General features: G+C 38.8%; 21 protein-coding genes and 2 tRNA genes. 12 read left to right on the forward strand and 11 right to left on the reverse strand.

What is annotated here, in order from left to right:
- The first annotated feature begins 86 nt into the window (after window positions 1–86).
- The gene (locus tag BMY21_RS00220; protein ID WP_074639836.1) at window positions 87–1,739 is read left to right on the forward strand and encodes a peptide ABC transporter substrate-binding protein; all 1,653 of its coding nucleotides are present in this window, start codon (window positions 87–89) and stop codon (window positions 1,737–1,739) included.
- Window positions 1,740–1,760: 21 nt separating this feature from the next.
- On the forward strand, window positions 1,761–3,857 hold the full coding sequence (locus BMY21_RS00225) for a methyl-accepting chemotaxis protein (protein ID WP_074639837.1): 2,097 nt from the start codon (window positions 1,761–1,763) through the stop codon (window positions 3,855–3,857).
- 52 nt (window positions 3,858–3,909) lie between these two features.
- Here the strand turns inward: BMY21_RS00225 and rpsU are convergent, their stop codons facing one another.
- The 7 genes from rpsU to BMY21_RS00260 all read right to left on the reverse strand — a co-directional run bounded on the left by rpsU (window position 3,910) and on the right by BMY21_RS00260 (window position 8,053).
- A complete protein-coding gene (gene rpsU / locus BMY21_RS00230) occupies window positions 3,910–4,116 on the reverse strand; it encodes a 30S ribosomal protein S21 (RefSeq protein ID WP_022931060.1) in 207 nt (68 codons plus the stop codon).
- A 44-nt stretch (window positions 4,117–4,160) separates the two neighbouring features.
- Window positions 4,161–4,233 (reverse strand) — tRNA-Pro (locus BMY21_RS00235).
- A 46-nt stretch (window positions 4,234–4,279) separates the two neighbouring features.
- A tRNA-Asp gene (locus BMY21_RS00240) sits at window positions 4,280–4,353 on the reverse strand.
- 80 nt (window positions 4,354–4,433) lie between these two features.
- Window positions 4,434–5,723, reverse strand: a complete 1,290-nt coding sequence (locus BMY21_RS00245; protein WP_074639838.1) for a TRAP transporter large permease — start codon at window positions 5,721–5,723, stop codon at window positions 4,434–4,436.
- A complete protein-coding gene (locus tag BMY21_RS00250) occupies window positions 5,720–6,211 on the reverse strand; it encodes a TRAP transporter small permease (protein ID WP_074639839.1) in 492 nt (163 codons plus the stop codon). The genes BMY21_RS00245 and BMY21_RS00250 overlap by 4 nt, the downstream gene beginning before the upstream one ends.
- A 66-nt stretch (window positions 6,212–6,277) precedes the next feature.
- Window positions 6,278–7,279: a TRAP transporter substrate-binding protein DctP gene (gene dctP / locus BMY21_RS00255; RefSeq protein ID WP_074639840.1), complete on the reverse strand. Its 1,002-nt coding sequence runs from the start codon at window positions 7,277–7,279 to the stop codon at window positions 6,278–6,280.
- A 99-nt stretch (window positions 7,280–7,378) separates the two neighbouring features.
- A complete protein-coding gene (locus BMY21_RS00260) occupies window positions 7,379–8,053 on the reverse strand; it encodes a GntR family transcriptional regulator (RefSeq protein ID WP_074639841.1) in 675 nt (224 codons plus the stop codon).
- A 190-nt stretch (window positions 8,054–8,243) separates the two neighbouring features.
- On the opposite strand from BMY21_RS00260, the gene BMY21_RS00265 reads away from it, so the two are divergent.
- The 3 genes from BMY21_RS00265 to BMY21_RS00275 are packed head-to-tail and all read left to right on the forward strand — an operon-like array spanning window position 8,244 to window position 11,860.
- Entirely contained in the window at window positions 8,244–9,218 is a 975-nt protein-coding gene (locus BMY21_RS00265) for an ABC transporter permease (protein ID WP_256210217.1), read from the forward strand.
- A gap of 12 nt (window positions 9,219–9,230) precedes the next feature.
- Window positions 9,231–10,124, forward strand: a complete 894-nt coding sequence (locus BMY21_RS00270) for a carbohydrate ABC transporter permease (RefSeq protein ID WP_074639842.1) — start codon at window positions 9,231–9,233, stop codon at window positions 10,122–10,124.
- A gap of 35 nt (window positions 10,125–10,159) precedes the next feature.
- On the forward strand, window positions 10,160–11,860 hold the full coding sequence (locus BMY21_RS00275) for an extracellular solute-binding protein (protein WP_074639843.1): 1,701 nt from the start codon (window positions 10,160–10,162) through the stop codon (window positions 11,858–11,860).
- A 67-nt stretch (window positions 11,861–11,927) separates the two neighbouring features.
- On the opposite strand, the gene BMY21_RS00280 is transcribed toward BMY21_RS00275, so the two are convergent.
- The gene (locus BMY21_RS00280; RefSeq protein ID WP_074639844.1) at window positions 11,928–12,800 is read right to left on the reverse strand and encodes an AraC family transcriptional regulator; all 873 of its coding nucleotides are present in this window, start codon (window positions 12,798–12,800) and stop codon (window positions 11,928–11,930) included.
- A gap of 92 nt (window positions 12,801–12,892) precedes the next feature.
- Between BMY21_RS00280 and BMY21_RS00285 the strand changes: the two genes are divergently transcribed.
- The 6 genes from BMY21_RS00285 to BMY21_RS00310 all read left to right on the forward strand — a co-directional run bounded on the left by BMY21_RS00285 (window position 12,893) and on the right by BMY21_RS00310 (window position 22,329).
- Window positions 12,893–14,617: an ABC transporter ATP-binding protein gene (locus BMY21_RS00285; RefSeq protein WP_074639845.1), complete on the forward strand. Its 1,725-nt coding sequence runs from the start codon at window positions 12,893–12,895 to the stop codon at window positions 14,615–14,617.
- 20 nt (window positions 14,618–14,637) lie between these two features.
- Window positions 14,638–16,404: an ABC transporter ATP-binding protein gene (locus BMY21_RS00290; RefSeq protein WP_074639846.1), complete on the forward strand. Its 1,767-nt coding sequence runs from the start codon at window positions 14,638–14,640 to the stop codon at window positions 16,402–16,404.
- Between the two features lie 22 nt (window positions 16,405–16,426).
- On the forward strand, window positions 16,427–17,662 hold the full coding sequence (locus tag BMY21_RS00295) for a flagellar motor switch protein FliG (protein WP_083379609.1): 1,236 nt from the start codon (window positions 16,427–16,429) through the stop codon (window positions 17,660–17,662).
- A gap of 13 nt (window positions 17,663–17,675) precedes the next feature.
- Window positions 17,676–20,726 carry an insulinase family protein gene (locus BMY21_RS00300; RefSeq protein ID WP_074639847.1) on the forward strand — a complete coding sequence of 1,017 codons (3,051 nt, stop codon included), beginning with the start codon at window positions 17,676–17,678 and terminating at the stop codon, window positions 20,724–20,726.
- A gap of 42 nt (window positions 20,727–20,768) precedes the next feature.
- Window positions 20,769–20,987: a hypothetical protein gene (locus BMY21_RS00305; protein ID WP_074639848.1), complete on the forward strand. Its 219-nt coding sequence runs from the start codon at window positions 20,769–20,771 to the stop codon at window positions 20,985–20,987.
- Window positions 20,988–21,153: 166 nt separating this feature from the next.
- A complete protein-coding gene (locus BMY21_RS00310; RefSeq protein WP_074639849.1) occupies window positions 21,154–22,329 on the forward strand; it encodes a hypothetical protein in 1,176 nt (391 codons plus the stop codon).
- A gap of 13 nt (window positions 22,330–22,342) precedes the next feature.
- On the opposite strand, the gene clpB is transcribed toward BMY21_RS00310, so the two are convergent.
- Window positions 22,343–24,931: an ATP-dependent chaperone ClpB gene (clpB, locus tag BMY21_RS00315; RefSeq protein ID WP_074639850.1), complete on the reverse strand. Its 2,589-nt coding sequence runs from the start codon at window positions 24,929–24,931 to the stop codon at window positions 22,343–22,345.
- A 69-nt stretch (window positions 24,932–25,000) separates the two neighbouring features.
- On the opposite strand from clpB, the gene BMY21_RS00320 reads away from it, so the two are divergent.
- A complete protein-coding gene (locus tag BMY21_RS00320; protein WP_074639851.1) occupies window positions 25,001–25,894 on the forward strand; it encodes a 23S rRNA (adenine(2030)-N(6))-methyltransferase RlmJ in 894 nt (297 codons plus the stop codon).
- Here BMY21_RS00320 and BMY21_RS00325 read toward each other — a convergent pair.
- Together BMY21_RS00325 and BMY21_RS00330 are read right to left on the reverse strand one after the other, a co-directional pair.
- Window positions 25,854–26,396 (reverse strand): hypothetical protein, encoded by a 543-nt coding sequence (locus BMY21_RS00325; protein ID WP_074639852.1) that lies wholly within the window; start codon window positions 26,394–26,396, stop codon window positions 25,854–25,856. The genes BMY21_RS00320 and BMY21_RS00325 overlap by 41 nt on opposite strands.
- 10 nt (window positions 26,397–26,406) lie before the next feature.
- The gene (locus tag BMY21_RS00330; RefSeq protein WP_074639853.1) at window positions 26,407–26,805 is read right to left on the reverse strand and encodes a ParB N-terminal domain-containing protein; all 399 of its coding nucleotides are present in this window, start codon (window positions 26,803–26,805) and stop codon (window positions 26,407–26,409) included.
- Between the last annotated feature and the right edge of the window lie 19 nt (window positions 26,806–26,824).

Consider the following 26,824-nt stretch of genomic DNA (forward strand, 5'->3'; position numbering starts at 1 on the left):
TATAATAATCATCTAATCGTTACTCCCCATTAAAAAAAATCATTTAAAAACATAATCATTTACTCTTAAGCAAACTGGAGATTATTATGAAGCATATATCTACTTATGCGTGTATGATTTTTTTGTCTTTATCGTTAACTGGATGTGGTAAACAGGTAATGACAGGTCCGACTGGCCCTCTGCCAGAAAAAAAGGTTAGTGGCCCGGTATTAAACGTGTCACTGGATGCTACAATAGATACTCTTGATCAGCAGGTATCTGTTTATGCAACTTCTTTCGAGCTTATTGGAAATATGATAGATGGTCTTATGCAGATGGCAGATGATGGTTCTGTAAAATATGCTGTCGCAAAAGATATGCAGGTGTCGGATGATGGACTTCATTATACGTTCAAGCTGCGTGATGATGTGTACTGGTCAAATGGAGACAGGGTTACAGCCCATGATTTTGTATATGGCTGGCAGCGTGGTATTGATCCTGCAACAGAATCGGAATACGCATTTATGTTCAGTGATATTGCACAGATAAAAAATGCTACAGCTATTCAGGCAGGACAGATGGATCCGAATCAGCTTGGAGTTCGCGCACCTGATGATTATACTTTTGAGGTAGAGCTCCAGACGCCGGTTTCTTATTTTGATCAGCTTCTTTATTTCTGTACCTTCTATCCCGCAAATCAGAAGTTTATTGAAGCTTGTGGCGATAAATATGCAACAAGTCCAGATACTTGTCTTTCAAATGGTGCGTTCATTCTGACTGATTATTCAGTTAATGCAACTTCAATTTCGTTTATAAAAAATACTGCTTATTATGATGCTGCAAGAGTAAAACTTGGTGGTATTCATTATGAAGTAATCAGTAGTGGAGAAGAGGCTTTAAGGAAATATCAGAGTGGTCAGCTGGATTTTGTTGAGCTTTCTGGTGATGCTGTTGTTCAGATGGAAAATTCTCCGGAGTTTAGACCGGTTGATTCAGGCTTCTTATACTTCCTCACCTTCAATTTTGATGACAAGATTTTTGCAAATAAAAACATGCGACTTGCCTTTGCAAATGCTATAGACCGCGAACTGATTGTAAAGGAAATGGCAGATGGCTCTGCTGCAGCTTATGGTGCTATTCCAAGAGGTTATGCGTTCTCTCAGTCTGGGCAGGATTTTACACCGGCTGGAATTGAGTTTCCTGATTTGTGTTCCTATAATCCTGCTTTAGCCCGACAATTCTATGAGAAAGCTCAACAGGAATTAGGTAAGAAAAATTTTGAAATTGAACTTCTTACTGCAGATGGTGAAACACAGGTAATCTGTTCTGAATCAATTAAACGTCAGGTAGAACGAAATCTTCCTGGAATAACAATCAATGTAAAGGTTGTTCCTAAAAAGGAAAGACGTAAGATTATGAGTGCCGGTGCTTTCCAGTTCGGTCTTAATAACTGGGGACCAGACTATGCAGATCCTATGACCTATCTTGCGATGTGGGTAACCGGAAACTCAAATAATATGGGTAATTATTTTAATCCAGCCTATAATGCAATTATTGCAGATTGTACAGATGGTGAGCTTTGTACAAAGATTGCAGAGCGCTGGGCTGCAATGAAAGAAGCTGAAATTATGATTATGGAAGATGCGGCTATTTCTCCAATTTATCAGAAGTGTAATGCAAATCTTATAAGGAGTAATGTAAAGGGAATTGCTTTCCATGCAGTTGCTATCAATAAGATATATAAGAATACTACAAAATAGGAACTAAGAGAGGTAAAGGTTATGGACGATGTAAAGAAGAAAAAATATGGGCATCTTGCCACACAGTTCTCATTATATATTCTTGCTATTCTTGCAGTATTCTTTGTACTTCTGACTATCTTTATTGTAAAGAGTGTAAAATCTTATTCTCGGAGTGATTATTCAGATTTCAGTGAAAAGGTAATTGCTGAAGATGCAGGAAAGATTCAGTATTGGAACGAAGTTCTTGTAAATGACCTTAGAATTTATTCTGATAATGATGTTACAAAGACAGGTAATATAAACAATATTATCAACTGGCTTTTAAGTCATGAAAATATCAAAAACTCACTTTTTAATTATGTAATGTTCTGTACACCGGATGGAGTTGGTTATGCAAGTGATGGAAAAATCCTTACAGTAATTTCAAAGCCGTTTTTCCGTTCGATAATGAAAGATAAAAAGAAGGTTTATGTTTCTGATATTGACTTTCAGTTAGATGGTTCTGTCTGCTATTATATTGCACGACCTGCTTATAATTCAGCAGGAAGTCTTATTGGTGTTTTTGCCGGTGCTGTAAGACTTGATGAAATTGATAGGATGGTTGGAGAACTTTCCATGGGTAAAGATGGAAAGGCAATCCTTGTGGGTTCGAATGGAGTGCTTATTTCTCATATACGTGGTATGAGTAAATATATGGATCTTTCTTATAGTGATAAAGCCGGATATTCCGGGCTTGATGAAATTGCTTCTCTGGCTTGTTCGGGAAAGTCTGGAGAAGGTTATTATCGTGATCCTGACGGAGTGCTTACCTTTGCTTCTTATGTTCCGGTTCAGGGAACTCCATGGTCGGCAATTTTAACTATTCCTCAGTCTCAGATTGAAGCTGTAGGAAACAGAATGAGAACTTTGATTATAATTATTACTGCATTAATCGGTGTAATTATTTCTATTGTCTGTTCTTTGATTATGATTGCTGCCGTTAAGCCACTTAAGGTTGTACAGGAATCTATTCATGAAATTGCATCCGGCGAGGCAGATCTTACACAGCAGATTGTAGTTAAGAGTAATAATGAAATTGGTGCTCTTGGAGATGGATTCAATGCCTTTATGGAAAAACTCCGCATGATTATCAGTGGAGTAAAAGATTCTGAAGAGATGCTGGGAGATGTAAATACAGGGCTTCAGCAGCGAATTGAAGGAAATGGTAATTCAATAGAAGCAATTATTCAGGATTTGCACGATATTGGTACTCATGTTCAGAACCAGGCTGATAGTGTTTCTCAGACAGTAAGTTCAGTTGAAGAAATCTCAAAGAATATCGAATCTCTTGAGAAGATGATTGAAACGCAGTCGAGTGGTGTAGTTGAAGCAAGTGCTGCCGTAGAAGAAATGATTGGAAATATCAGTAGTGTAAATAATTCTGTCGGTTATATGGCTTCTTCTTTTGATTCACTTGCTCAGAATACAGAAGAAGGTATTCAGCGACAGAATGATGTAAACCAGCGTATTCATGGGATTGAAGATCAGTCAAAGGCTCTTCAGGCTGCCAATAAGACAATCAGTGATATTGCGGCTCAGACAAACCTTCTTGCCATGAATGCTGCAATTGAGGCGGCTCATGCTGGAGAAGCTGGTAAGGGATTCTCTGTTGTTGCAGATGAAATCCGTAAACTTTCTGAAACCTCGAGTGCTCAGTCTAAGACTATTCGTGAAGAGCTTAAGAAGATTGAAGGTTCTATCAATGATGTAGCAAGTGTATCTCAGGCTTCTACAGAGGCCTTTGTTTCTGTAAGTAATTCTATCATGCAGACTCAGCAGCTTGTACTTCAGATTAAAGGTGCAATGGAAGAACAGCAGGAAGGTTCTAAACAGATTGGTGATGCGCTTAAGCTTATGAATGATAATACCAGTGAGGTTAGGGCTGCGTCACATGAAATGGCAGAAGGTAATAAGGCAATTCTTGAAGAAATTGATCATTTGCGGACTACAACAGGAGAAATCCGAGACAGTATGGAAAAGATTTCTACAAGTGCGGGTGAAATCAAGGAATCAAGTAATGCACTTACCGAAATTGCAAACAGCGTAGAAGCGGCTGTTGGTCAGATTGGTGAGCAGATAAATCTGTTTACTGTATAAAGTTAAATAAAAGAGCCCGGTTAACCGGGCTTTCTTTTATGAAGGACTTAGATTAATAGTCCTTCTTTTCTGTCTTACGTCTCTTGTTAAGAAGCTTTCTCTCGAGAGTTGTCTTCTTCTGGTGGAGGGTAGCAGAAGGTTTTTCGAAGTATTCACGCTTTTTGTATTCGCGGATAATGCCTTCTTTTTCAACCATGCGCTTAAAGCGTTTGATTGCTTTTTCAAGGTTCTCTGAATCATCAACCATGATTGTTGCCATACTGTATTCACCTCCTTTTTCCGGTGGTTCCGTCTTATTACGTATCGGGTATACTGGATTCGAACCAGCGACCTCAACGTCCCGAACGTCGCGCGCTACCAGCTGCGCTAATACCCGTTCTGTGTTCTAAATAAAAAAGCCTTCCGTTTTGCGGAAGGCTTAGCGCGAGCGGCGGGGCTCGAACCCGCGATCTCCGGCGTGACAGGCCAGCGCGATAACCAGCTTCGCTACGCCCGCGTGATGTTTGTTATATTATACGAAACACTGATTTATGTCAATAACAAATATCACTTTTTTTCAAAAAAAATTAATTTTTTTTATGCTCCAAAAATCAAGTTTGGAATAAATAATACCAGCTTTGGACAGAATACAAGTATTGCTAGTTCAAGCAAAATAGCTATAAAGAAAGGAATGCTTTCTTTTGTGTATTCTTCGGGAGGGCAATTTATAATTCCACATACAGTATAGAGTGCAGAACCTACAGGAGGTGTCATAACTCCAAGTGTTACGATTGTGGCCATAAGAACCCCAAAGTGAACAGGATCCATACCAACACTTGTTACCATTGGAAGGAAAATAGGTGTTAAAAGAAGGAAATTTACGTTGCTGTCTACAAACATTCCTGAAATAAAGAGGAAGCCCAGCATTAACAGTGTTAATAACTGTGGATTTTCTGTAATTCCAAAAATGAAATTAGAAAGAACAGCAGGAAGCTTTACCCAGGTAATGGCATAACTGAATGGGCCAGACATCGCAATAATAAGCATGATGGCTCCAGTATCTTTTACACTGGTAATGAGTGCTTCTTTGAAATTTTCCCATGTAAGCTTTTTATATACAAACTTTCCAACAATCAAGGCATAAATAACAGCGAAAGCACCTGATTCAGATGGAGTAAAGAGTCCAAATCTGATTCCCACAATAAGAATAATTGGGAATAAAAGAGCCCATACAGAAACCTTAAGATTCTGGAAAAGCTCTTTGAAAGTTAATCTTGTGGCATTGTGGGTTGGAGGATCAAATTTTCTGATTCGGCTTGTGATAGAAACTGTTGCCATCAAGAAAATCATCATCAAAATGCCGGGAATAATACCAGCTGCAAAAAGACGTCCGATAGAAACTTCACCGACAAATCCAAAAATAATCAAACCAAGACTAGGAGGAATTGTTGCTGTGATAAGTGCTGTAAGACAGTTTACCGAAGTGATGTAGCCTTTTGTATAACCCCGGGCCTGCATTTCCGGACCTAGGATTCTTGTTTCCATTGCAGCATCGGCAGTTGCTGAACCGGATACGCCACCCATCATTGTAGACATAACTACAGAAATCTGAGCTGTACCACCATACATTCTCCTGGTGAGGAGTCGGGCCAAACTTAAAAGTTGTTCTGTAATTCCAGAAACATTCATTAAGTTTCCTGCAAAAATAAAGAAGGGAACAGCCAGGAAAGCGAAGGACTGACTCTGCAGAACAACCATCTGCGTAGCTGCTTCAAAAGGCAAAACCGGCTGACTTAAAAAGTAAGCAAATCCAGCTAGTCCGATTACATAGGCAATCGGCATTCCCAAAATAAGAAATAAAACAAAACATAAAAGCAGAAGTGTCATTCTGATACCTCCACAGATTTTTCTTCTTTAAATGAGAATATTACTTTTTTGATTTTACCTATTGTTGATAAAGCCATTGAGAAGGTTGCAACTACAAGACTCAAAGTAACAACAGAGTAAGGAATAGGTATAGACTGATATGTTCTTAATCTTTCTACCCACACAAGGCGTGCACCATATACACAAATTATACATGTCAAAAAGAAAATGATTATATAAATAATCAGTGACAAAATCTTTTGAATTATAGGAGGTAAATGTCTGGTCAAAATATCAATTCCTATCAATTGGCCAGATCTCCAGGCAATATCAGCACCCAAAAAACTAGTCCAGGCAAGAAGGAGCATTGCAAGATCAATATTCCAGGACATTGATATTCTTAAGAAACGTAATATGGCAGACATAAAAACCAGCAGAACAAGAAGAACAAATCCTCCTCCACATACTGCTTTTTCTGCCAAATCTAAATATTTTAAAATTTTTTTCATAAATAGCACCTTAAAAAAAGAGGATGCGTCAAAAATGATGCACCCTCTTATTGATTTACAAATAATTTATTCGTTCAACTCTTTGAAAAGTCTGTCTTTCAAACCTGCTGAAAATCCTAAATCATTATTTGTATACAAAGGTTCAATTGCTTTCTGGAATTCTGCGATATCTACATCAGTAATTGTAACTCCATGATTCTTCATGTTGTCATAATATCCGGCTTCTTCGTTTCTGATGATTTCGCCATATTCTAGAGCAGCTTCGCGCATTGTCTTTACAAAGATATCGCGGTCGCTTGGAGAAAGGCTGTTATAGAAGTTTGCTGAACAAACGAATGCAGACTGAAGCATATAGTGCTTTGTCATGGCAATGTTCTTTACAACTTCATAAAGGCGTGAACCATCTGCTGTTGCAACCTGAACTTCACAACCATCAAGAGTTTTCTGCTGAATTCCAGGGAATACTTCGCCCCATGAAATACCGATGTTTGCAAAACCAAAGTATTTTGCAAGATTATTTCCAATTGCATTACCAAAACCACGGATGCGAAGTCCTGACAAATCACCAACATGAGCTACAGGTTTTGTTGTGTAAAAGCAGCGGAAACCGTTGTACATATTTGTGATATAAACAATTCCCTGCTTTTCTAATTCTGCCTGCCATTCTTTGAAGAGTGCAGTATCTGGAAGTTTTTTCAAAGATGATGGATCTGTAAGAATATATGGAGCCATAAGAATGTTCAAATCTGGGATTTTGAACTGACTTGCAAGACGACCAGGGTCACTTGGAACTACAAGGCTAACTCCAAGTTTTGCCTGTGTAACCAGAGCATCTGTATCACCGGATAAGGCTCCGGCAACCTGAACTGTAGCGCTGAAACGGCCGGTTGCGTTGAGTCTGTCGGCAACAGCCTGCATCATACGGCTTTGTCCTGTAGTTGCGGCTTCTGTTCCTGCGAAGGTTACTGGAATCTTTTTATCAGAAGATTCAGATTTTTTTGAACATGATGATAACAAAAGAACTAATGCGATTGTTACTACACTTGAAATTTTGAATAATTTTTTCATTTTTTACTCCTAATATTAGGCATAAGGGGAATCCCTTAGCTAGTATACTAGTATATTTGTAAAAAATGCATATGTCAAATTTTTTTTATTATTCTTCTTTCATGCAAAATATTGTGGAAATGCTTTTCTGAGCTCATCTTCCTGAAAATGTTTACGGGAAAGATGTTTATTTAATACTTCTTTTGCTGCAGCAGGATCTTTTTTCTTAAAGGTCTCAAGAAGTTCTTCATGTTCTTTAATAATTCTTTCTGGATTGAAAGCCTGAATTGTCAGTTCTCGGATTCTGTCCAGATGAATACTCATAAGACGAACCATATAATGACACTGCATTTTGTTGGTAATCTTGTACATGATTTCGTGGAAAGCATTATCCAGTTCCATTATTTTATCAAGATTGTGCTTTTCATAATAAAAACGCTGTAGTGTAACGTTTTCTTCCATCTCCTGAATATCTTTTTCCGATGCCTGCTGACAAGCCATCATAGTTATTTCTGATTCAATAGTTGTACGGGCAAATACTGCTTCATCTACATGAGCCATATCAATGAGACTTACATGACTGCCTCTCTGAGGAAGAATTTCAATTATTTTTGTAGAAGATAATTCTTGCATTGCTTCATGAACAGGAGTTCGTGATAGGTTTAATTCGTTTGCAATATCCTGTTCGCTAATCATGCTTCCTGGAGCCAGTTCAAGATTTACAATGTTATCTTTTATAACACGTAGTGCATATTCTCTGTTTGTCTCTTTTTCATGCTTTTCTGTATTCTTCATATTCTCTCATATTTTAAGGATAGAGTAATTAACGGTCAATCCCTTATTGTCTTAATGGCATACGGAAAATCCCTTATCTTTTTTTTTTGTTTTTGACACCCCTTGACTTTTAAAAATATTATACTACCATTGTAGTCAAGTGTTCTAGTATACTAGTGGGACTTATTTATATTACAGAGAATTTTTAATAATGGGAAAAAAAATGTTCAAGAAAACTCAAAAAAAACAGGGTACTGAATTAAATTCTGTTACAAAAGCACAGAATTTTAAGAAGTATTTTCGCAAGTACTGGCAGTTCTATTTACTGCTTTTGATTCCGGTGCTTTATTATATTATATTCCGCTATATTCCAATGGCCGGAAATATCATCGCATTCCGCCGCTACCGTGCAGGTGGAAGTCTTTTTGGCGATAAATGGAGTGGCTTAAAGTATTTTAAGCAGTTTATTGGAGATAGAACTTTCTGGCGTGCATTCAGAAATACTCTGGTGCTTAATATTTCGTATCTTGTAGTACGATTCCCTCTTACTTTGATTTTTGCACTTCTGCTTAATGAGATAAAAGCTTTGTGGTGGAAAAAGTTTGTACAGACTGTTTCTTATCTTCCACACTTTATTTCTATGGTTATTGTTACTGGTATGATTCGTGAGCTGGTTTCTACAAGTGGTCCGCTTAATCAGCTTATTGCACATTTTGGTGGTGAAAAGGTTTCTTTTATTGCATTCCCTCAGTATTTTAATCCAATCTTTGTAATTTCTGGTGTATGGCAGGCTCTTGGATGGGGTACTATTCTTTATCTTGCAGCTATTGCGGGAATCAATCCTTCCTTATATGAAGCTGCTGAAGTTGATGGTGCTAATCATTTTCAGCGTGTATGGCATGTAACTATTCCTTGTATTCTGCCTACTATTACAACTTTGCTTATTCTTGATATCGGAGGACTTGTCGGTTCCGGCGGTGCCTTCGAAAAAGTATTCCTTTTGTATAACCCAATGACTTATGAGACGGCTGATATTATTTCTACCTTCGTATTCAGAATGGGTCTTGGTTCCGGTAACTACAGCTATGCTACTGCCGTAGGTTTGTTTGAAGCCTTGTTGAATCTGTTCCTGCTTACAATGGCAAACAAGATTTCTAAAAAAGTTTCGGGCACAGGCTTGTGGTAATGGAGGAATAAAATGGCTGAGAAAACTGGCGTAAAAGTAAGAGAGTCTTCAGGTTATATCGTTTTCAAGTGGTTTAATACTGCAATTATGATTCTGGTTTGTGTGGTGACCTTGTATCCGTTTTTATACCTGGTAGCACAGTCTTTTTCATCTGAAGAAGCAATCACTCTTGGAAAGGTAAATCTTATTCCGATTGGTTTTAATATTGAAACTTATAAGTCTGTATTCGCAAAAGGCGAATTTGTGCATTCTTATAAAAATACTGTTGTTTATTCTGTACTTGGTACAATTCTTTCCCTTGTGTTCAGCTGCTGTATGGCTTATCCGCTTTCAAAAAAAGAATTAAAGGGATACAAGATTCTTACAAAGTTTGTAATTTTTACAATGTACTTTGGTGGTGGTTTGATTCCTAATTACGTTTTGATGATGAAACTTCATCTTGTAAATAAGGTAGCAGGATTTATCATTCCATCTCTGCTCAGTACTTATTACATCATTCTTATGAAATCCTTCTTCTCAGAAACTCCTCATGAGCTTGAAGAAGCAGGTGAGCTTGATGGATTGAGTCCTATAGGCATTTTTGTTCGAATAGTGCTTCCTCTTTCTATGCCTATCATTGCAACTATGATTCTGTTCAATGCAGTTGGATACTGGAATAACTGGTATAATGCTTTCCTTTATCTTGATAAAAAGGAAATGTGGCCGGTTGCTTATTATCTTAAGACTGTTATTTCCGGTGCATCAACTTCTGCAGACCCTGGAGAGGCTAGTGCAGAAAAGATGCAGATTGCTGCAAACATCAAGTCTTGTTCTATGGTTCTTATGGCTCTGCCAATCATCTGTGTTTACCCATTCATCTCGAAATACTACGTTGAGGGTATGATGCTTGGTGGTGTTAAAGAATAAAAAAAACGTTTTATTATTAATAGGAGGATAAAACTATGAAAAGAGTTGTAACAACAACTGTTGCAATTATGTGTGTTGCTGCTATGTTCGCTGCGCCTTGGTCAAAAAAAACAAAGGCTAAGAAAGATATAGCTGCATCTGGTTATACTTACGGTGAAGGAAAAACATTCCATTCTGATAAGCCTGTAACATACTCAATTTCTTTCAGTGATGCATCATGGTATGCAATGCAGGATACCTGGAAGACAGAAGGTATATTCAAGGATATTGAAAAAGTAACAAACGTTCATCTTGACATTACCTCTTATGATAGTGGTGACTACAATCAGAAGATTAACCTTGCAATCAACTCTGGTTCTGCTACATACATCATTCCAAAAGTATATAGCGAAGATCAGTACGTAGCTGGAGGCGGTGTTGTAGCAGTTTCTGATTATACTCAGTACATGCCTAACTTCACTGCTTTTGTTAATAAGTACAATATGAATCCAGATCTTGATACAATCCGCCAGAACGATGGAAAATTCTATCGTCTCCCAGGTATGCATCAGGCAGCTCTTCAGGACTATACAATTATGGTTCGTGATGATATTTTCACAGCTGCTGGTTATGATATTCGCAAACTTGAAAAAGACTGGACATGGGAAACATTGCACGATGTTCTCGTCGGAGTAAAGAAGTACATGGTTGCACAGGGTATGTGTAAACAGTCTGACTACATCTGGTCTGACCTCTGGTGTGGAGAATCAGGAAAAGGACAGGGGGGTAACCTTCTTAAATTGATGGGTGCTTCTTACAATGTTCTTTCTGGATGGGCAATTGAAGGCTCTAACGGTGGTATCAAATATGATTATAAGAAGAAAGAGTTCTATTCATCTTCTATCAGCCCAGATTTCAAGAAATTTATTACTGTTGCTAACAGTTTTATAAAAGATGGACTTCTTGATCCTGAAACTTTCACACAGACTGATGATACTGCTCATAATAAGTTCTACAGCGGAAAGACTGTAATTATGTCTACAAACCGCTCTCAGATGGCTAACGATATTGCTGGTGTAAAGAAGATTGTTGGAGATAAAGCTCAGTGCTATGTAACAGCTTATCCATCTGGAACAAACAAGAATCTTGCAGAAACTTCACGTCTTGAATGTGGTGTAATGATTTCTCAGAAAGCTCTTGATGAACTTGGAGAAAAAGAATTTGTAAAACTTATGCGCTTTGTAGACTGGATGTTCTATTCAGAAGAGGCTTATACACTCTGTAAGTGGGGTCCAAAGGGTAAGACATGGGATTATGCAACTGTAAATGGAAAACAGATTAAGAAACTTCTTCCAGGTTATAAGTGTGGTGGTCTTGGTCTTCCAGGTGCAGATAGCGATATTGATATCCGTCTTAAGTGGGGATATGCTGGTGGTAACTACTTCTATGGTCACTCAACAGCTGAATCAACAGATGCATTCACTCCAGAAGTACAGGATCTTTATGCCCGCTATGCAAAATACAAGACTGTTGCTGTAGTTGATCCAAAGGCTAAGCCAACTGAAGATCAGCGTGAGCAGTTGAATCTCTGGGCAACTCCTCTTATTGATAATATCAATGCCTGGACACTTAAGTTTGTTACAGGACAGAAAGATATCAATAGAGACTGGGATGAATATGTAAAGAGCTGCCAGAACCTCAACGTAGATAAGATTGTAAAACTTACTAACGATATCTATAAGAAGCAGACTAAATAGTTTGTGATGAATTAAATAAAAAAGAGTCCAATTCCTGAACTGAGTTTAAGGAATTGGACTCTTTTTTTTAGAGATGAGAGTTACGTCTCTGCTTAGGCGTAATACCACGAATTTTCTTATATGTTCTTATAAAATGGCTGGCATCAGTAAAGCCAGTTTCCTGACTGATATAATCGAGAGTCTTGTCGGTGTAGAGCAGGAGAGTATCTGCCTTACAGATTCGAATAAACTCAATATATTCCTTGCAGGTTTTTCCAAACTGAGTTTTGAACTGTTTTGCGAAATTTGAATAACACATTCCGCATTTTGAGGCAAGTTCTTCTATACTTATATTTTCAGACGAATGCTTGTCGATATATTCAAGGACAGAAAAATCCTTTGTAGAAAACTGGTCGAAGGTTGTTTTAGTTGAGAACTGAAAACCATGTCGAAGCCATATTCTGATTATTTCAGTTACAATAAGGCTTATCATTGAAGCAACCTTAATATCATAGCCGAACTGTTTGTTTTTTGTTTCCCACATACAGTATTCAAAATACATTTTTACCGGATTAAAGCGAAGATCTCGTGCAGTAAGAAGATTGGTTGCTTCAGAAGCATTATTTGCGTTATCAAGAAGTTTTGGAAGTTTTGGAGAACCCGGTGTTGTATTTGAAAGAATCATGTCATCAAACTTAATGACATAGAACAGAGGTTTTTCTGAATAATCTTCCTTTACTGGGTAATCAAGAAAGGCATGAATCTGCTTCGGATGGAAGATAATCATATCTCCGGGATTCATGGTAAACTGTTTGCCATCAACCTCTGCATATAAAACTCCACTTACAAGATAAACCATTTCGGTAAAATAATGCCAGTGTGGTTTTACGAATTTCCAGTCGCCAGAAAATGCCTGAAAAGGGGCATTAAGACTGTCACTATATTCAAAAAGGTCATCCATGGAGTCCTCCGGGATAGAGAATTGTACAATTATCTTCCCCTTTTTTTATAGCACGGAATTGCGAGTAATGCTAGTGTAAAATAGAGGTTTTTATGAAAGAAAAAACAGCATTTTCCTGGGTATGGTCATACGTGCGAAAATATCGTTTTGGTATGGCGGCAGGACTTTTTTTAAGTGTAATAGTTGCTGCAATGAATATGGTGAATCCTCTGGTTACCGGAAATATCGTAGATAAGGTTATTAAAGGCGGCCAGCATGAGCTTTTATTTAAATTAATTGGAATTATGATTTGTGTTGTAGTTGGAAAATCTATTTTCCGCTACAGCTATCAGGTCATTTTTGAGCATTGTTCACAGAACGTAATTTTGAAAATGAGGGAAGATTTATATGCTCACATTCAGAAGCTTGATTTTTCCTGGTATGATAATGCTCCTTCCGGAAACGTAATGACACTGCTTACTTCAGATTTGGATAAAGTCCGTCACTTTGTTGCCTGGGTTTTGTATCAGATTCTTGAAAACAGTCTCATATATATTTTTTCAATTATTACTCTGGCTTCAATCAACTGGAAGCTAACCCTTGCATTTATGGTTATTGCACCTCCAGTGCTTATCCTTGTAAGAAAATTCAAGGTACATATCCGACCGGCTCATATGCGTGTACGAGATCAGTTTGCAGTATTGAATACACGTGTTGGTGAAAATATTGAAGGAAATCGTGTCGTTAAGGCTTTTGTTCGTGAAGGCTATGAAACAGAACATTTTGAAAAAGAAAATGAAGGGTACCGCGATGTATCAGTAGCCAATGCAGATATGCGTGTACGCTTTATGCCTTGGATAGATGCTTTGTGTCAGGTTTTGCCTGTAATTCTGATTTTGTTCGGCGGTTACCTTGTAATCAATAATGAAATGACAATTGGTCAGCTGGTAACTTTTAACGGCCTTATGTGGGCTTTTATTCAGCCAATCAATATGTTTGGAACTCTTGTTGATAATACACAGAATTTCGGAGCTTCTGCCGACAGACTTTTTGAACTCTATAAAGCAGAACCGAAAATCAAAAATGGAAATGACAGTAAGGACGCTACAACTGTCGAAGGTCGTGTAGAGTTCCGTGATGTAAGTTTTGCCTATAATGAAACTCCAGTAATCAAAAATATGAGTTTTGTGATCGAGCCGGGAACTACAGTTGGAATTTTAGGTCCAACAGGAAGCGGTAAATCAACAATTGCAAATCTTATGTGTCGTTACTATGATGCAGATTCCGGTCAGGTTTTGATAGATGGAAAAGATGTTCGTGAGTACAATCTGCAGGATTTGAGAAGAAATGTCGGAATTACAATGCAGGAAGCATTCCTATTCAGTGATACTGTTGAAGGAAATATCGCTTTTGCAAAACCAGAGGCTTCTTTTGAAGATGTTGAAGCTGCCGCTGAATTGGCGCGGGTGAAGGAATTTATTGGAGATCTCACAGACGGCTATGACACAATTGTCGGTGAACGTGGTGTCGGCTTGAGTGGTGGACAGAAACAGAGAATTGCATTGTCTCGTCTTTTCCTTGCAGATCCAAAGATTATGATTCTTGATGATACTACAAGTGCTGTTGATAATGATACTGAATATAAAATCCGTCAGTCTATTAAGAGCCGCAGTAAAGGACACACTGCTTTTATTATCAGCCACAGAGTTTCATCTTTTGAAAACTGTGATGTAATTCTTGTTATTCAGGACGGACAGATTATTGATAAGGGAAGTCACCAGGAACTTATTTCTCGTGACGGTTATTACCATGATGTATGGCTGGAACAGCGCGGCTAAGAGGATTATTGAGGTAAATTATGGCAAGAAACAAATTTGATGCAGATGAAGAAATAGAACAGAAGTTTAATCCTCATATTATAATGCGTCTTGCAAAATGGATTAAACCTTATACAAAATGGATGGTACTTTCCTGTGTGATAATGCTGGTATCTTCTGCAATTTCACTTACAAGTCCATACCTTACCAGAATGGCAATTGATAAGGCAATTCCTTCTGCGAACTATAAGATGTTAGTTATTATTGCAGCTGTACTGTTGTTTTCAACTTTGATAGTAAGAATTCTGCTTGCTCAGAAGCTTAAGATAATGACTCGTGTAGCACAGAAAATTATTGTTAATATCCGTCATGATGTTTTTACAAAACTTCAGTCTCTGCCATTCAGTTATTTTGACAGCAGACCACACGGAAAGATTCTTATCCGCGTTGTAAACTATGTAAACTCGCTTTCTGATCTGCTTTCCAACGGAATAATTCAGCTGATTTCTGATTTGTTTACGCTTGTTGTTATCATAGGCTTTATGATTGCAATTGATGTAAAACTGACTATGGTGTGTATGGCTGTGCTTCCAGTGCTTTTTATCATTCTTATTTCAATGAAGAAGAAACAGCATGAGGCATGGAAGCAGGAAAGTTATAAGCGTTCAAATCTTACAGCATATCTTTCTGAAAGTTTGAACGGAATGAAGGTTACCCAGAGTTTTGCACGCGAGGAAGTAAATCAGGGGATTTTCAATGAACTTTGTCAGAAATGTAAAACAGTCTGGATTCGTGCTGTAAACATCAATAATATTATCTGGCCTTCTGTAGATATTCTTTCAACTTTGGGTGTTACTCTTGTTTATCTTGCAGGTATCAACTGGCTTGGAGAAACTGTAACAATCGGTACTCTTGTTGCGTTTGCAGGCTATATCTGGCGTTTCTGGCAGCCTATTCAGAACCTTGGTAACTTTTATAATTCTATGGTTACTACAGGCGCATATATCGAACGTATTTTTGAACTTCTTGATGAAGAGGATGATATAACAGATAAACCTGGTGCTAGAGAACTTCCTCCAATCCGTGGACATGTTCAGTTTGATCATGTTGATTTTTCTTATGAGCCGGGAAATCCAATCTTAAAAGATGTCGATTTTACAATAACACCGGGTATGACAGTTGCTATTGTAGGCCCAACGGGTGCAGGTAAAACCACAATCGTAAATCTTTTGAGCCGTTTCTATAATGCAGAGAAGGGTAAGATTCTTATAGATGGAATTGATATTCAGGAGCTTTTGATTAAGTCAATCAGAAAACAGGTTGGTGTTATGCTGCAGGACAGTTTCCTTTTCAGCGGAACAATTATGGAGAATATCCGTTATGGTCGTCTTGAAGCAACTGATGAAGAATGTATGGCTGCCGCAAAGGCTGTACAGGCTCACGAATTTATTTCTGCATTCCCTGATGGCTATAATACTGTGCTTAGTGCAAACGGCGGTGGTCTTTCACAGGGCCAGAAACAGCTTATAAGCTTTGCACGAGTTCTTTTAAGTGATCCTAGAATTCTTATTCTTGATGAAGCAACTTCTTCAGTTGATACTCATACTGAAAAAGCTTTACAGCAGGGGCTTGGTGAACTTCTAAAAGGACGAACAAGTTTTATTATTGCACACCGACTTTCAACAATCCGCAATGCAGACGTGATTTTCTTTGTAGATCATGGAGAAATTGTTGAACGCGGAAATCATAATGAACTTCTTGCATTGAATGGTCATTATGCAAAAATGGTGAGTGGCGTTTTTGCGTGATATGTGATAAAATATTAACATTATGAATGTTAAGGATTTTCGTGCCAAAGCTTATACTAAAAATGCTGAGGGAATTCCAGTTCCTGTTAATGAGACTCCCTCAGTACAAAAATCAGAAAACAATTTTCAGAAGACAGTTTTCACAAAAGATATAAAGGCAGAAGATCTTACACAAAAAAAGCAGTCTCCATCGCAGGCACTGGATAATACTGTTGATTATCTTAAAACCGGCGGCCTGTTAAAGGTTCCTGTTGAACAGACTCCAGACGGAAAAGATTCCGTTTACCGCCGGGTTGCAAAATTCCTTCTGCTCATTGGCGAAGATGAAGCTGCTAAAATTCTTCCACATCTTTCTGAATCTCAGATTGAAAAAATAATTCCTGAAATTGCCTCTATAAGAACTGTAAGCAAAGAAGAAGCTGCCGTTATTATGGAGGAATTTAACGGACTTCTTAATAAGGCCCGTGAAGAAGGCGGCGTAGAAACTGCCAGAGAAATGCTTGAAAAAGCATATGGAAAAAAGCGTGCAGACGAGCTGCTTAAAAAAGCTATGCCGCTCGAAGGTAAGGTTCCTTTTACCTATCTTAGAGATGCTGACAATGAACGTGTATATCTGCTTATAAAAGATGAAAATCCTGGTGTGCAGAGTATGGTTCTTTCTCATCTTAATCCGAAAAAAGCTGCAAAAATCATCAACCTTATGACTCCAGAAGAGAAGAAAGAAGTTGTTATGCGGCTTGCAAAAATGGAGCCTGTGAGCCCGGATGTTCTTCGCCGTGTAGATCAGGCTATGCACGAAAAATCTTTGAATCAGACTGTTGAAAAAGCAGAGAATATTGATGGACGTAACGCCCTTGCCCAGATTCTTAAAAAGATGGATGCAGGAGCTGAAAATGATATACTTACTTATCTTTCTGAAGATGATCCTGATTTGGGACAGGATTTACGAAGCCGGCTCTTTACAATGGATGATGTTGTAAAATCAGATGACCGCTTTGTTCAGGAAAAACTCCGTGAAATGACAGAAATAGATATCGCTTATCTTATTGCTGCAAAACCGGATGATTTCCGTGAAAAAATCCTCAGCAATATTTCTGCAGGTCGTCGTGCAGAAGTTCGCGCACAGGAAGATATCTTAAAGCCTATGCGCCGAAGTGACTGTGAACGTATAACTTCGGAATTCTTCAGCAAACTGCGTCGTGCATTCGAAGAGGGACATCTTATCATAAAAGACAGGAACGATGACGTCTTCGTTTAATAGAGGTTTATACATGTTTAATTTTACTGACCCAGCCAATATCGGCAAAGCTTACAAGGACTTTGTACTGCTTGCTATTGATGAACTTCCTGATTACAAGGCCCGCGCTGTATATCTGCGCCATAAGATTACCGGTCTGGAAGTTTATCATATAATCAAAGACGATAAAGAAAACCTTTTTGCTTATGCATTCCGTACACTCGACAAAACTTCCCGTGGTGTTGCACATATTATGGAACACTCAGTTTTGTGCGGAAGTGAAAAATATCCTTTAAAAGAGCCATTTATTACACTTGCTTCAACAAGCCTTAATACTTTCTTGAATGCCCTTACATATCCGGATAAAACTGTTTATCCGGGAGCTTCAGTAGTACGCGCTGATTATTTTAATATGATGGACGTTTACGGTGATGCAGTATTCTTTCCAAAACTGGATCACGCAACCTTTATTCAGGAAGGGCATCGTGTAGAAATGGATGAAGAGGGAAAACTCAGCATTCAGGGCGTTGTTTATAATGAAATGAAGGGAAATTACTCTTCGTTCCAGCCCATTGCTTTCAGCGATCTTATTTCTGCAATGTTCCCAAACAGTTATCCTGCATTTGATTCTGGTGGAGACCCGCTGCATATTCCTGAACTGACTTACCAGGAGTTTCTTGATTTTCATCAGAAGTTTTATAGTCCGGATAACTGTCTTTTATTTTTGTATGGTGATATTCCAACCTATCAGCAGCTGGATTTTATTGATGAACGTTTTATCGGTCGTCTCATAAAGAAATATGACTGCCGCGAGGGTGGGGCAATCTGCAATATTGATATTGATTCTAAAAAGCCTGTCATAAAGATGGATATAAAGAATCTTCAGACTTTGAATTTTCTGCAGGAATCATGCTCGCTAAAAACCTTAGCTCCAGAAACAGGTTCTACAGGAAGCTTTGTTTCTCTGAACTGGTATGCCGGTAAAGCTGATATTGAAAAACTTTTCCTATGTGAAGTGTTGTGTGGAAATGACAGTTCACCGCTTGCTCGCGCCTTAAAAGATTCAAAACTTGGTGATGATGTACAGTTTCAGAGTTTTGGCCAATTCCGTGAGGAGTTCTTCTGTGCAGGTCTATGGGGCGTAAAAAAGGGAAATGAAGAAAAGGTCTTTACCCTTGTAGAAAAAACGCTAAACGAAATTTACGAGAAAGGGGTTTTACAGGAAGATATCGATTCTGCTGTAATGGGTATTGATTTTACCTTGCGCGAAGTTAACAGATATTGGGGACCATTCTCTATTCAGCTTATGGAAAAAACTTTGAAGGGCTGGTGTAATGGAGATGTTTGTTCAAGACATCTCGCTCCAATTACAGATTTTGAAAGAGTAAAAACTGAACTTCATAAGGACCCGGATTATACAAAGAAACTTATCAAAAAATACTTTTTAGATCCGTCTGTTAAGGTACGATTTGTTTCAGAGCCTTCAGAGAACTATTTTAAGGAACGTGAGGCAGCAGAAAAACTGCTCATTGAACGCCTTGAACAGAATCTTGATAAGGTTCAGCTTAAGAAAGATCTCGATGAATTGCATGCTTACCAGCAGCATATTGAGACTTCTGAAGAAACTGCCTGCATCCCAACAACAAAAATCAGCGAACTTGAGCGTTCAATAGATATACCAGAAACAACACTGGAGTTTATTACCGGCGCAGATGATTCGGATATTCCTCTTTTTATCAGCCAGGAAGACACCAACGGTATTTTCTATGTTGATGTTCTCTTTCCGTTTGACAGGCTGCCTGCAGAATATCTTCAGCATATACCTTTCTTTGCAGATGTACTTACTAATCTCGGTTGGAATGGAAAAGGCTGGGATAAGTGTACAGCTCAATCTTCCTGCGTAATGGGAGATATCTGGGGGCGTACTCTTTCCGGTTCAATACCTGATGCTCCAGATTGTATTGCAGAAGCTGATAAATACAGAGCTTATAATTTCTGTGGCCGAAACTGGGTTGGATTAATCTGTAAAGCTTTGACAGAACGTGCAGAAGAAGCCCTGGATATGCTTGCAGAAATAATCACAAAGATGGATTTTGATGATAAAAAACATCTTGAAACTTTGATGACTGAGCTTAAAGCAGAAAAGAAAAACAGCATAATTTCTAATGGCCGTGATTACACTCAAAAACGTGCCCGTGCCGGCTGGAATGAAAATCTGGCATTGAATGAAATTATGTGGGGGGTGAGTCAGCTTCATACAGTAGAAGGCTATAAAAAGCATGATGCTAAAAAAATGCTGAAAATGTTCAGTTATATGTATAAAGAATGCTTAAAAGCAGGTGGTATAATACATATTACTTCAGATAGTGATTCACTCAAAAAACTTAAACCTTTGCTTTCTGATTTTGCTAAAAAGGCTCAGCTTACAAAACTGCTTCCAGGCCATCATTATACAATGGATGAGCTTTCTCCATATATTAGTGATTTTGAAGCTTGTAAAGAAGATAAAATACAATTCCTGAATGTTCCGGGACAAACAGGCTATGCTTCGGCAATTATACCTTCATCAAGTTATCTTACAAAAGAAGCTGCTGCAGAAAATGTTTTTGCGGCATGGCTTTCAAATCATACACTTTGGGATAAAATCCGTACAACTGGTGGTGCATACGGTGCTTCCTGCTGGGTAGACAGTATTGAAAAGCAGGTTATCATGACAACTTATCGTGATCCAACCCCGGAAAAATCAATTGAAGTTTATCTTCAGTCTTTGAAAGAATTGTGCAGTACACCAATTCCTAAGGAAGAAGTTGAAAAAACTATAGTATCTAATTATGGAAATGCTATAGTTCCTGCCAGTCCGAAGGATAGGGGAGCCAGAAGTTTTGAAGGTATGCTGTATGGTAATCCTCAGAGATTTAAGCAGGTTCGTGTTGATAATCTTCTTGAAGTTACGGAAGAGGATGTTGAAAAGGCTTGCGACAGATTTTACGAATCAGCTCAAAAACAATGTTCAAAAGCTGTATTCAGTAATAATTCTGCTAAAACAAAAAATTCTGCTGGAAATAATATAAAAATTCCTTTATAATATTTTTAAAGCATTCCATAATATGGAAAGGAGATACAGGTTATGGATAAAAAGACAAAACAATGCGTCAAAATGCTTAGAGATTTGGTTTCGGATGTTCAGGGAGCTCCTTTTCCAGGTGGAGAACTTAAGAGTGAGCTTTATGAAATCTGGTATGAGCATGCGCAGCGTGCAGCCGTAGAGTGCTTTGAGTACTTGAACGACAATTTCCCAGAAGAACAGAAGGAACTTAATAAGTCCATCGATAAACTCTTTAAGTAGTTTTGGGAAAAATCCTTCCTGATAGATAAAAGTATAATTATTTATAGAAAAAAAGCTGTCGTTGATTCCTTTTTTGGATTCAGACGGCTTTTTTTGTTTTTCAATCAAGTTCTATTTATAAATGTCGACAATATAAGAGAATAGGTTTCTTATAAAGGTTTTTAACATGAAGTCGAACACAAAACTTTCAAATGATTATAAATTCGGATTTACAGGCGCAAAGAAAAAGCTTGGGCTTAATTTCTGGCGTTTTGTTTTTAATGCCGTTAATACTTCTACTGGGGCAGAACAGATGTTCTATATTGAGTTTGAAATGCTCAATCCCTGGAATTCAAGCGATGCTGTTCAGTTAGGTTTTAAGCCACGGGTAAGTATTTCTGCAGAAGATTTGCAATATGCACTTGCCGGTACTGATTCTGCAAAAGATCTTTCAACAGAAGCTATAGTTCAGCCTTCTTACTGTGCTGTAAGAGTCGGTGCTTTTGGCAAAGAAGGAAAGCAATTCTGTTCTTATTATCCGGTTAAACAAGTTCATTTTAGTAATAAACCTTTTGAAATCATTGTAGATAACAAATACTTCAACGAAAATAAAATCGGCGGTTTTATAAATGTTCCCCAGGAAGAGCATGCAGCCCATCCAGAACTATTGTGTGATTATGGCTATGCTAAATGGGATATCAATTATACAATTACCAAAGATTATACCAACGGTTATAAATCTGATTTAATAAGATGGTTTCCTTTTGGACTTCAGACAGTATATACCGGTTCAATTCATTTTGATGGTGATGAATATGCGATTGATCCAAAGCGATGTAATGGTTATTCGGAACGTTTCTGGGGTAAGGGAATTCCTGAACCATTCTTCCATCTTTCTTCTGCAAATCTTACAAGTGTGATTTCTGGAAAAACTCTTTTTGAATCTTCATTTGCAGTAAAAGGTATTTTTGATGACCGAGTTTCATTTGTAGGAAAATTTGAAGATATTGATATTGAGCTTTGTGCTGATGGTTCTAAGCGTCAGTTCTCTGTTGTATGGGATTGTACCCAGATGCCAGAGAATGATAATCCGGAAGAAAATCTGCTTCACTGGAGTGCAAGCCTGAACAGCAAAGAATGGGTTATTGATATTGATGTTTTCTGCAAAATCCGTGAATTAAATAACCGTACTATTGAGCTGCCTGAAGGACAGAGAAAAATTCTGAACGTTCTTGAAGGTGGTTCTGGTACAGGCGAAATAAAACTCTATAAGCATATTGGCAGCACCCTCGAACAGATCGAACACGCTACACTTCAGAAAGTGTTCTGCGAGTTCGGTCATATCGAAGATGGCGAGTTCTAAGTTCTGCGGTTATTTATCTGCTGAATATCAGCTTTCCATCATCCGACTTAATCTTAATCACATCTCCGTCCCGTACATTACCTGCAAGTAATTCTCGAGCCAGAGTATTTTCAACATAAGTCTGAATTGCTCTCTTAACCGGACGTGCGCCCATTGTCGGGTCGTAGCCTTTTTCGCATAGGAAGTCCATTGCACTCTGGTCAAAGTCCAAAGTAATTTTGCGGTCTGCAAGACGGCTCTGTACTCGTTCAAGCTGCAGCTTAATGATAGAGGCAATATGCTCTTTACCTAGCTGCTGGAACATTACGATTTCGTCAATACGGTTCAGGAACTCTGGACGGAAGGTCTGGCGCAAAAGAACGTTTATTTTGTCTTTAACGCTGTCGCCTGTTTCACCTTTTTCTGCAGCTTCGAGAATAAGGTCACTTCCAAGGTTGCTTGTCATGATGATAATCGTATTCTTAAAGTCTACGACACGGCCCTGTCCGTCTGTAAGACGGCCGTCATCGAGTACCTGCAGCAATACATTGAATACATCCGGGTGAGCCTTTTCAACTTCATCAAAAAGAATAACGCTGTATGGTCGGCGGCGAACGGCTTCTGTGAGCTGACCACCTTCATCGTAGCCAACGTATCCCGGAGGTGCTCCAATAAGACGTGTCACACTGAACTTTTCCATGTACTCAGACATATCAATTCGGGTGAGAGCCTTTTCATCGTTGAACAGGAAGTCTGCAAGAGTTTTTGCAAGCTCAGTTTTGCCAACTCCTGTTGGTCCTATGAACATAAAACTTCCAAGCGGCTTGTTTGGATCATTAAGACCACTGCGGTTACGACGGATTGCGTCACTTACAACATTAACAGCCTCATCCTGTCCGACAACTCTCTTGTGGAGTACGTTTTCAAGTTCAAGATATTTCTGTTTTTCTCCTGTCATCATTTTTGCAACAGGAATACCAGTCCAGGTAGAAACAACCTTTGCAATATCTTCTTCTGTTACAGACTGGCGGAGAAGGGAATCTCTGCCGCCTTCTGCGCGTTCCTTTTCTGCAGCTAGGGCTGCATCGAGGTCCTTCTGAAGGGCTGGGATTGTACTGTATTTAAGTTCAGCCGCTTTTGCAAGATTTCCATTGCGGGTATACTTTTCTTCCTCAAAGCGGGCCTGCTCAAGTTGTTCTTTTATCTTACGTGACTTATCAATATTTTCCTTTTCATTCTGCCACTGAAGCTTCATGGTATCACGGCGGCCTGTAATTTCGGAAAGTTCCTTCTCAAGCTTTGAAAGTCTTTCTTTACTTGCTGCATCATCTTCCTTACTCAATGACTGCTTTTCAATCTGCAGCTGAAGCATCTTTCGTTCAACCTGATCGAGTTCTGTAGGCTGGCTTTCAATTTCCATCTTAAGACGGCTGGCTGCTTCATCAACAAGGTCAATTGCCTTATCCGGCATAAAGCGGGAAGTGATATAGCGGTTACTCAAGGTAGCAGCGGCAACCAGGGCTTCATCTTCAATTCTAACTCCATGATGGATTTCGTACTTTTCGCGAAGTCCACGGAGAATTGCAATTGTATCTTCTACGCTAGGTTCTGCACAGTAAACCTGCTGGAAACGGCGTTCAAGGGCTGCATCCTTTTCAATGTACTTGCGGTATTCGTCGAGGGTAGTAGCGCCTATGGCACGAAGTTCACCTCGGGCGAGGGCCGGCTTAAGAAGATTGCTGGCATCCATGCTTCCTTCTGTAGCTCCTGCTCCAACGAGGGTGTGAAGTTCATCAATAAAGAGTATAATCTGTCCTTCGCTCTTTGTTACTTCTGTTATAAGCGCTTTAAGACGCTCTTCAAACTCACCGCGGAACTTAGCACCGGCTACAAGCGCACCAAGATCGAGGGCGAGGAGTCGTTTATTTTTAAGACTTTCAGGAACATCGCCGCTTGCGATACGGCGGGCAAGACCCTCTACAATGGCTGTCTTACCAACACCCGGTTCACCGATAATTACCGGATTATTCTTTGTACGGCGGCAGAGTACCTGCATAACACGGCGGATTTCTTCATCACGGCCAATTACAGGATCAATCTTATCCTGACGGGCTGCGGCTGTAAGGTCGCGGCAGTATTTTTCAAGGCTGCGTGTTTTAGCTTCGGGATCGTTTGAGTCTACAGTCTGGTTTCCGCGTACAGATTTAAGTGCTTCAAAAACAGAATTGTGATTTATTCCGGAACGGCGGAGAAGATCTCCTGTACGGTCATCAGCTTCTGTCATGGCAAGCAGAATATGCTCTGTAGAAAGATACTGGTCGTGAAGGGCAGTCATTTCATTTTCTGCCTTTGCAAGTACTTTCTGCATTGAACCTGACAAATAAACCTGAGCGGCTCCAGACACTTTTGGATTTGAAGAAACAAGTTCCTTCACTTTTTTGATGAGTTCTATTGACGGAACTCCGACTCGTTCTACAACAGGCGCAATGAGCCCGTCCTGCTGTTCAAGCAGAGCCTGCAGAACATGTTCGGTTCCTATTTCTGAGTTATCGTTTTTGTTGGCAATTGAAGAAGCCTCCTGTAAGGCTTCCTGTGTTTTGATTGTAAAATTTTCGTAATTCATAATCATCACCTTCTTTTATAAAATAATAATGAAAGTGACTAAAGGCAAGTTTTATGTTATTATTCATCCATGCTTTCATATCAGCACATTTTTCATGCGGGAAACCATGCAGACCTTTTGAAACATACGGTTTTAATTCAGGTTTTAAAATCTCTAAATAAAAAAGAAAAGCCTTATACATTTTTTGATACTCATAGCGGAAGCGGGCTTTATGATCTTACCGATAGCCGCAGCCTGAAAACTGGAGAGGCGGAGAAGGGGATTTCTGTTTTTTCTAAAACTGATGGAGATGTTCCTTCTGCTTTTGCTGATTATCTTTCTTTTGTAAAGTCATATCTTTCTGATTCACGTTATCCGGGGTCGCCGGAGATAGAACGGCGCTATATGAGAAGGCAGGATGTTCTTATTCTTTCGGAGCTTCATCCTCAGGAAATTGAAAATCTTCGCGAAAATATGAAAAGACCGTGCGAGGGCAGTCCTACTGTTCAGGTGCATAACAGAAGTGGCTGGGAGATGCTGAAAGCGCTGACACCACCACAGACTAAGCGAGGTGCTGTCCTTATTGACCCGAGTTATGAAGAAAGTTCGGACTACGAGAATGCTGCAGATACAATATGTGCAGTTCATAAAAAATGGACTAACGGTATTATTATGCTGTGGTATCCGCTGCTTGCCCATCGCGAGGGCGAGATTGAAGCTATGCTTGACAGAATTATCGAAGGTGCGCGGGCTATAAATCAGAATATTGAAATCTGCGATTTGAGACTAGAGTTTTTTGATAAGTCAGAACATAAGGAAGTATCTCTTGAAGAATTCCGTGCTGAAAACGGAAAGAATCCACCACGCCTTTATGGCAGTGGAATGCTTGTTTTGAATTCTCCATGGAAACTCGAAGAAGATATTCAATCAGTAATTGAATATATTAAAAATGAAATCGGATTCCAGCATCAAACGGAAGGCTGAGAATAAATGCTCCCTTAAACTCTGAATCACTCAGATTTTTTACATAGCCGGGAACTACATTCTGCTGAACATAAAGTTCCATGAAATTATCCCAGAAAAGCCAGTTCATTCCGGCAAAGAATCTTGCCCCTGCTGTCATTCCCCAGTTTTTGAAATCTGTGGTAAGAAAACTTGCATCTGCACCAAAGCCTGAATAAAAGTTCCAGGTATTTTTAAGCTGAAGATCTATAGCATAATAATCTGCAAACCCATAAAATCCGTATGTAAAATCAGAATCTTCTTTTCCTGCTTCCAGACCAAAACCTGCTGCAACAGGAATACGGCTTAGTCTTATAGTGCCCGTAATACGTCCTGTAAAGTTTTCAAGTTTTGTGCGTTCTTCATTTATCAAAAGTCCTGGATTTCCGCTTATCTGAACACCGGAAGCTGTAGCAAAAATTTTTGCATGGAAAACGATTATTAGGAAAACAATTAAAAAGAGTGATTTTTTTGAGTTCTGCATTTTAGTGTCTTTATTTTTTATGGAAATAGTCTGCAATTTTCTGGAACAGATGTTTGAAGAAAAGATAAATCTTATAGAAAATATTAGGATTTCGTAATCTCTGAAGTCTCTTATAACCTTCCAGCAATTCAGCATCTGTAAATTCTTTTCGCTGATTATTTTCTTCAATCTCCATTTCAAGCTGATCTACTTCAGTGAGATTGTCGATTATATTTGCATTGATGCTTGTCCATCCGAGCTGGATAGCAGATTGAAGACGGCGTTCACCCGCAATCAGTTCATAACGACTGTTGAGGGTAATCGGATTCATAAGTCCGTAGATTCTCATACTGTCTTTCAGGTCTTCAAGATTTCCTAAATCTTTGCGAACCCTTTTTTTTATTTTGATGTCCTTAATCTGTACCAGCACTGTCTTCTCCGATAATTAG

Source organism: Treponema bryantii (genome assembly GCF_900111035.1).
Classification (GTDB): Bacteria; Spirochaetota; Spirochaetia; order Treponematales; family Treponemataceae; genus Treponema_D; species Treponema_D bryantii_C.

What these genes read in the sequence shown, in the direction of transcription:
- BMY21_RS00325 (WP_074639852.1), bottom strand. Translation starts at nt 26,396, where the DNA reads ATGCAGAACTCAAAAAAATCACTCTTTTTAATTGTTTTCCTAATAATC.
- BMY21_RS00285 (WP_074639845.1), top strand. Translation starts at nt 12,893, where the DNA reads ATGAAAGAAAAAACAGCATTTTCCTGGGTATGGTCATACGTGCGAAAA.
- BMY21_RS00260 (WP_074639841.1), bottom strand. Translation starts at nt 8,053, where the DNA reads ATGAAGAATACAGAAAAGCATGAAAAAGAGACAAACAGAGAATATGCA.
- BMY21_RS00290 (WP_074639846.1), top strand. Translation starts at nt 14,638, where the DNA reads ATGGCAAGAAACAAATTTGATGCAGATGAAGAAATAGAACAGAAGTTT.
- BMY21_RS00225 (WP_074639837.1), top strand. Translation starts at nt 1,761, where the DNA reads ATGGACGATGTAAAGAAGAAAAAATATGGGCATCTTGCCACACAGTTC.
- clpB (WP_074639850.1), bottom strand. Translation starts at nt 24,931, where the DNA reads ATGAATTACGAAAATTTTACAATCAAAACACAGGAAGCCTTACAGGAG.
- dctP (WP_074639840.1), bottom strand. Translation starts at nt 7,279, where the DNA reads ATGAAAAAATTATTCAAAATTTCAAGTGTAGTAACAATCGCATTAGTT.
- rpsU (WP_022931060.1), bottom strand. Translation starts at nt 4,116, where the DNA reads ATGGCAACAATCATGGTTGATGATTCAGAGAACCTTGAAAAAGCAATC.
- BMY21_RS00295 (WP_083379609.1), top strand. Translation starts at nt 16,427, where the DNA reads ATGAATGTTAAGGATTTTCGTGCCAAAGCTTATACTAAAAATGCTGAG.
- BMY21_RS00250 (WP_074639839.1), bottom strand. Translation starts at nt 6,211, where the DNA reads ATGAAAAAAATTTTAAAATATTTAGATTTGGCAGAAAAAGCAGTATGT.
- BMY21_RS00320 (WP_074639851.1), top strand. Translation starts at nt 25,001, where the DNA reads ATGCTTTCATATCAGCACATTTTTCATGCGGGAAACCATGCAGACCTT.
- BMY21_RS00220 (WP_074639836.1), top strand. Translation starts at nt 87, where the DNA reads ATGAAGCATATATCTACTTATGCGTGTATGATTTTTTTGTCTTTATCG.
- BMY21_RS00300 (WP_074639847.1), top strand. Translation starts at nt 17,676, where the DNA reads ATGTTTAATTTTACTGACCCAGCCAATATCGGCAAAGCTTACAAGGAC.
- BMY21_RS00265 (WP_256210217.1), top strand. Translation starts at nt 8,244, where the DNA reads ATGGGAAAAAAAATGTTCAAGAAAACTCAAAAAAAACAGGGTACTGAA.
- BMY21_RS00280 (WP_074639844.1), bottom strand. Translation starts at nt 12,800, where the DNA reads ATGGATGACCTTTTTGAATATAGTGACAGTCTTAATGCCCCTTTTCAG.
- BMY21_RS00305 (WP_074639848.1), top strand. Translation starts at nt 20,769, where the DNA reads ATGGATAAAAAGACAAAACAATGCGTCAAAATGCTTAGAGATTTGGTT.
- BMY21_RS00245 (WP_074639838.1), bottom strand. Translation starts at nt 5,723, where the DNA reads ATGACACTTCTGCTTTTATGTTTTGTTTTATTTCTTATTTTGGGAATG.
- BMY21_RS00310 (WP_074639849.1), top strand. Translation starts at nt 21,154, where the DNA reads ATGAAGTCGAACACAAAACTTTCAAATGATTATAAATTCGGATTTACA.
- BMY21_RS00275 (WP_074639843.1), top strand. Translation starts at nt 10,160, where the DNA reads ATGAAAAGAGTTGTAACAACAACTGTTGCAATTATGTGTGTTGCTGCT.
- BMY21_RS00270 (WP_074639842.1), top strand. Translation starts at nt 9,231, where the DNA reads ATGGCTGAGAAAACTGGCGTAAAAGTAAGAGAGTCTTCAGGTTATATC.